This window comes from Ignavibacteria bacterium (assembly GCA_016873775.1).
Lineage (GTDB): Bacteria > Bacteroidota > Ignavibacteria > UBA10030 > F1-140-MAGs086 > JAGXRH01.
The window spans coordinates 1-5,022 of record VGWC01000111.1 but is presented as its reverse complement, the minus strand read 5'-3'; the positions used below and the strand labels follow the sequence as shown (position 1 = coordinate 5,022).

Sequence of the window (5,022 nt, the reverse complement as noted above, 5' to 3'; positions counted from 1 at the left end):
GTTTTCTCTTCCCGCAACGAATGAAATAATTGTTCTTTCGATTGAAAAGTTGAAATCACAACTGCAAGAAAAATTGCTGCACGAAAAAGAATTTTCTAACGAAGTTGAGTTTTGGAATCCGAAGTGCTGAGAAGTTTTGAACAAACTTTCGGATTACGTCATGCCGAATTTATTTCGGCATCTTTTTAGAGTTTGCATAGATGCTGAAACAAGTCAGCATGACGCGGTCTAATAATAGTTTCAAAAACAAATGCAACGAAGCTACGTTTATATAATGAGCAACTTTCATCGAACTACGTTTTATATCGGTGTTACGAGTGACATCAGGAAAAGAGTTGCAGAACATAAAAGCGGAACTGGTTCAGCATTTACGAAAAAATATCAACTCAAAGACCTCGTATATTTTGAAGAACATTCTGACATTCGTTACGCAATTGAAAGAGAAAAGAAATTGAAAAATTGGCATCGCGATTGGAAAATAAATTTGATTAAGTCAATGAACCCCGATATGAAAGATTTGACAGAAGGATTGTGGTGAAAATTTTCTCCAATTCAAAAGATGCCGAAACGAGTTCGGCATGACGTATCGAACAGGGTTTTCAGAGAATACGAATGAAGTAGTTCTTATATTTAACACGAACTTTTTAACAAAAGAAATTTTATGTTTGGAATACTTATTTTCATTGGAATAATACAAGCAATAATATTTGGTACGTTTTGTCGCTGGCTTGCAACGCAAAAAGGATATGACGGCATGTTATGGTTTTTGCTTGGTTTTCTTTTTTCCGTTCTCGCTTTAATTGCGATTGCAGGTGCGCCGACAAAAGTTGATAAAGATAATGTTTTCGTTACCACGAATTCTTATGGAAATAGTAATAGTAGCGATAACAAGATTTGGCAATGTCCTAAATGCGGAAACAAAAATGAACCAAGTTTGTTTATCTGTAAGAAATGTAATTACTCGTTAGTGTAAGAAAATAGTTTCGATAATTTTATTGAATGAATACAATTTTGACCATACAACAAGAAACAAAATCGCAACAGAAATTTGTTTCTCACACATTAAATCGTACAAAAATTATATCGCCGTCTTCCACAACATATTCACTTCCTTCAACGTAGTACAATCCTTTTTCTTTCACGGCTTGTTCGCTTTTCAGCAATGCAAGGTCTGTATATTTCATTACTTCGGCGCGAATAAATCCTTTTTCAAAATCTGAATGAATTGTGCCTGCGGCTTGCGGCGCTAATGTTCCTCGTTTAATCGTCCACGCATGAACTTCTTTTGGACCGCACGTAAAAAACGTAATCAAATCGAGCAGTTGATATCCTTCGCGAATCACCTGGTCAAGTCCCGATTCTGCAATGCCAAGTTCTTGCAAAAACGATTCGCGTTCATCGTAAGGCATTGAGGCAACTTCCGCTTCAATTTTTGTACATGCAACAACTACAAGCGCACGTTCTTTCGTAGCAATTTCACGCACTTGTTCAACATACCCAGCATCCCCCCCCAAATGTCCTTCGTCAACATTAGCAAAATACATCACCGGTTTATTCGTTATCAAATGCAAATCGCGCATCCAAAGTTCTTCTTCGGAAGATGCAGGCAAAAAATATTCTGCAAGTCTTCCCGAATACAAATGTTCTTTTATTTTGATGTAGAAATCACCTTCCGCTTTCATTTTTTTATCTCCGCTTTTTCTACGTTTTTCTATTTCAGAAATTTTCTTTTCAATCGTTTCGATATCCTTGAAAATCAATTCCGCTTCGATAATTTCTATATCGCGCTTCGGATTTACTTCACCGTCAACGTGAACAACATTTTCATCATCGAAACAGCGAACAACGTGGCAAATTGCATCAACGTTTCTGATGTGTGATAAAAATTGATTACCGAGACCTTCTCCTTTGCTTGCACCTTTTACCAATCCCGCAATGTCAACAAATTCAATTGTTGTTGGAACAAGTTTTTGCGGGCGATACAGTTGTTCGAGCGTTACAAGCCGTTTGTCTGGAACTGCAACAATGCCAACGTTCGGTTCTATCGTACAGAATGGATAATTTTCCGCTGGAATTTGCGCTGCAGTAATTGCGTTGAAAAGTGTTGATTTGCCGACGTTGGGTAATCCGACAATACCACAATTGAAACCCATAAAATTAAGAAAGATTTGAGATGAAATAATTACGTTAAAAATTCGAGCGCAAAAATACAAAGAAGTACGGTATGAAAATCAGTTATTGAAAACTACAGTTTGTCTCTCATTTCACGAATAAGTATATTTTCTCCACAAAATTTTTGAATTACAAATAAAACCAAATGAAAATTGTAGTCTGTGTAAATCACGTTCCCGATACGGAAACAAAAGTAAAAGTCGGAGCGGATGGAAAATTGCTCGACCCGACCGGCATAAATTGGATGTTAAGTCCGTATGACGAGTTTGGTATTGAAGAAGGATTGCGTTTGAAAGAAAAAAATGGTGGCGAAGTTATAGCAATTTCTCTCGGCGGCGACGCGAATAAAGAAACGCTTCGCAAATCGCTTGCAATGGGAGTGGATAAAGCAGTGTTGCTGAAAGATGCTTCCGTGCGCGATTCGTTTGCGGTGGGAAAAGCATTAGCCGATGTGTGCAAAGAAATTTCTCCCGACATTATTTTATTCGGGAAAATGTCCATTGATTATTACGATGAGCAAGTTCCGGGGATTGTTGCAGAACTTCTCGGAATGTCATCGGTTTCAGTTGTTGTAAAAATGGAAATCGCCGATGGTAAAGTAATTTGTGAAAGAGAAATTGAAGGCGGACACGAAAAAGTTGAAACAGAACTTCCCTGTGTTATTTCCGCGCAGAAAGGATTAAACGAACCTCGTTATCCTTCGTTGAAAGGAATTATGGCGGCGAAATCCAAACCGATTGAAGAGAAAGTTCCGGTAGCAATTGCAAATCGCGTTGAAGTTTTGGAAATGCGAAAACCCGCTGACAAAGGAGCAGGAAAAATTCTCGGCTCGGATGAAGCCGCGGTGAATGAATTAGTGAGATTGTTGCACGAAGAAGCAAAGATAATTTAAGTTTGTAGTTTGTAGTTTTCAGTTTATAGTTTAATGAACTGAAAACTACAAACTATAGACCACAAACCACAAACTAAAAACTTAGAATGAAAATACTCGTATTCGCAGAACAACGCGAAGGAAACTTAAAGAAATCAGCATTGGAAATTACATCGGCTGGAAAAATGTTAGCAACGCAACTCAATGCTGAGGTAGAAGTTTTATTAGTCGGAAATAACGTCGCATCGCTTGCTTCACAACTGAATGGATTTGGCGCTGTGAAAATTCTCGTCGGAGAAGATGCACGATTGCAAACGTATTCCACAACGGCGTACGCAAAAGCAATTGCTGATGTAGCAAAACAGCGGCAAGCAAACATCGTTCTTCTTTCCGCAAGTCAAATGGGAAAAGATTTGTCGCCGCGTGTTGCAGTAAAATTAGAAGCGGGACTTGCCGCTGATTGCACAGCATTGAAAGTCGAGAATGGAGATATCGTAGCAACGCGTCCCATCTATGCTGGCAAAGCAATGATTGATGTAAAAGTTACAACTGCGACAAAAGTTTTTTCACTGCGACCGAATGTTTTTTCTGCATTAACTCAAAACGGAAATGCAACAGCGGTAGAAAAAATTTCTCTCGAACTTTCCGATGCAGATTTTTCCGTGAAAGCGATTTCGACTTCTGTTGCAAGCGGAAGACCGGATTTAACGGAAGCAAACATTGTTGTTTCCGGCGGAAGAGGAATGAAAGGTCCCGAACATTTTACGCTCATCGAACAACTTGCGGATGCGTTTGGCGGAGCAGTTGGAGCATCGCGTGCTGTGGTTGATGCTGGTTGGCGAGCGCACGATGAACAAGTCGGACAAACGGGAAAAACAGTTTCGCCGTCGCTGTATGTTGCGTGTGGAATTTCCGGCGCAGTGCAGCATCTCGCAGGAATGTCGAGTTCAAAATGTATTGTTGCCATCAACAAAGATAAAGATGCGCCGATATTTCAAATTGCTGATTACGGTATTGTCGGCGATGTGTTTGCAGTTCTTCCGCCACTTACACAAGAAATAAAAAAAGTTACAGGACTGTAAATGAAAACACTCGATAGAATTTTAGTTGATATTGTCGGGCTTACAACAAGTCCCACAAGCGGAGGAGCGTACGCATTGATTCTTCGTGAAACAGATGGCTTGCGTCGTTTGCCGATTATCATTGGCGCATTTGAAGCACAATCCATCGCGCTCGAAATGGAAGGAATAAAACCGCCACGACCTCTCACGCACGATTTGGTAAAAAATATTTTGGAAACCACAGGCTCATCGCTTTCCGAAGTTGTTATCAATGATTTACGCGACGGAACATTTTTTGCTCACCTCAATATTGACAGCCGAGAGATTGATTCGCGTCCAAGTGATGCGATTGCGCTTGCTGTTCGATTTGGAGCGCCGATTTATGTGAATGAAGATGTGATGGACGAAGCATCATTTATTCCCGAAGATGAAACGCAGAAACAAACTGCATCACCACAATCAAAGCAAAAAGCTCAACGCGATACGGGTTTAAAAAGTATAGAGAACTTAACAAGCCGATTGAACGATGCCATTACGCGCGAAGATTATGAAATGGCAGCAAAACTTCGCGACGAGATAAAGCGAATGCAGGCGACCCAGTAAATGATTCGAAATGTGAGATATGTGTAGAAAAGTTTTACTCAACACTCAAATCGCACATCCCATATCTCACATCGAATGAAATTTTCTCTTTCCTCCACCGACAACAACGCGCGACTTGGTTTTCTTGAAACGGAACACGGCGTTATAGAAACACCAACGTTTATGCCGGTAGGAACGCAAGGAACAGTGAAAGCAATCGAGCAGCGTGAATTGGTGGAAATCGGCGCGCAAATAATTTTGGGAAACACGTATCATCTGTATTTGCGTCCGGGATTGGAAATTCTTCGCGCAGCAAACGGGTTGCACAAATTTATG

7 protein-coding genes are annotated in these 5,022 nt (G+C 40.2%); 6 read left to right on the top strand and 1 reads right to left on the bottom strand.

Annotated features, from left to right (window positions below):
* The first annotated feature begins 250 nt into the window (after positions 1 to 250).
* Positions 251 to 538, top strand: a complete 288-nt coding sequence (locus FJ218_10865) for a GIY-YIG nuclease family protein (protein MBM4167402.1) — start codon at positions 251 to 253, stop codon at positions 536 to 538.
* Positions 539 to 661: 123 nt separating this feature from the next.
* Positions 662 to 973, top strand: a complete 312-nt coding sequence (locus FJ218_10860) for a hypothetical protein (GenBank protein ID MBM4167401.1) — start codon at positions 662 to 664, stop codon at positions 971 to 973.
* Between the two features lie 82 nt (positions 974 to 1,055).
* Here FJ218_10860 and ychF read toward each other — a convergent pair whose 3' ends face one another.
* A complete protein-coding gene (gene ychF, locus FJ218_10855) occupies positions 1,056 to 2,153 on the bottom strand; it encodes a redox-regulated ATPase YchF (GenBank protein ID MBM4167400.1) in 1,098 nt (365 codons plus the stop codon).
* Positions 2,154 to 2,317: 164 nt separating this feature from the next.
* On the opposite strand from ychF, the gene FJ218_10850 reads away from it, so the two are divergent.
* The 4 genes from FJ218_10850 to FJ218_10835 form a co-directional block, all read left to right on the top strand.
* Positions 2,318 to 3,064 (top strand): electron transfer flavoprotein subunit beta/FixA family protein, encoded by a 747-nt coding sequence (locus tag FJ218_10850; GenBank protein ID MBM4167399.1) that lies wholly within the window; start codon positions 2,318 to 2,320, stop codon positions 3,062 to 3,064.
* An 86-nt stretch (positions 3,065 to 3,150) separates the two neighbouring features.
* Positions 3,151 to 4,125: an electron transfer flavoprotein subunit alpha/FixB family protein gene (locus tag FJ218_10845; protein ID MBM4167398.1), complete on the top strand. Its 975-nt coding sequence runs from the start codon at positions 3,151 to 3,153 to the stop codon at positions 4,123 to 4,125.
* Positions 4,126 to 4,707, top strand: coding sequence for a hypothetical protein (locus tag FJ218_10840; GenBank protein MBM4167397.1), 582 nt, complete (start codon positions 4,126 to 4,128; stop codon positions 4,705 to 4,707).
* Between the two features lie 75 nt (positions 4,708 to 4,782).
* On the top strand, positions 4,783 to 5,022 hold a 240-nt coding region (locus FJ218_10835), incomplete at its 3' end, for a tRNA-guanine transglycosylase (protein MBM4167396.1).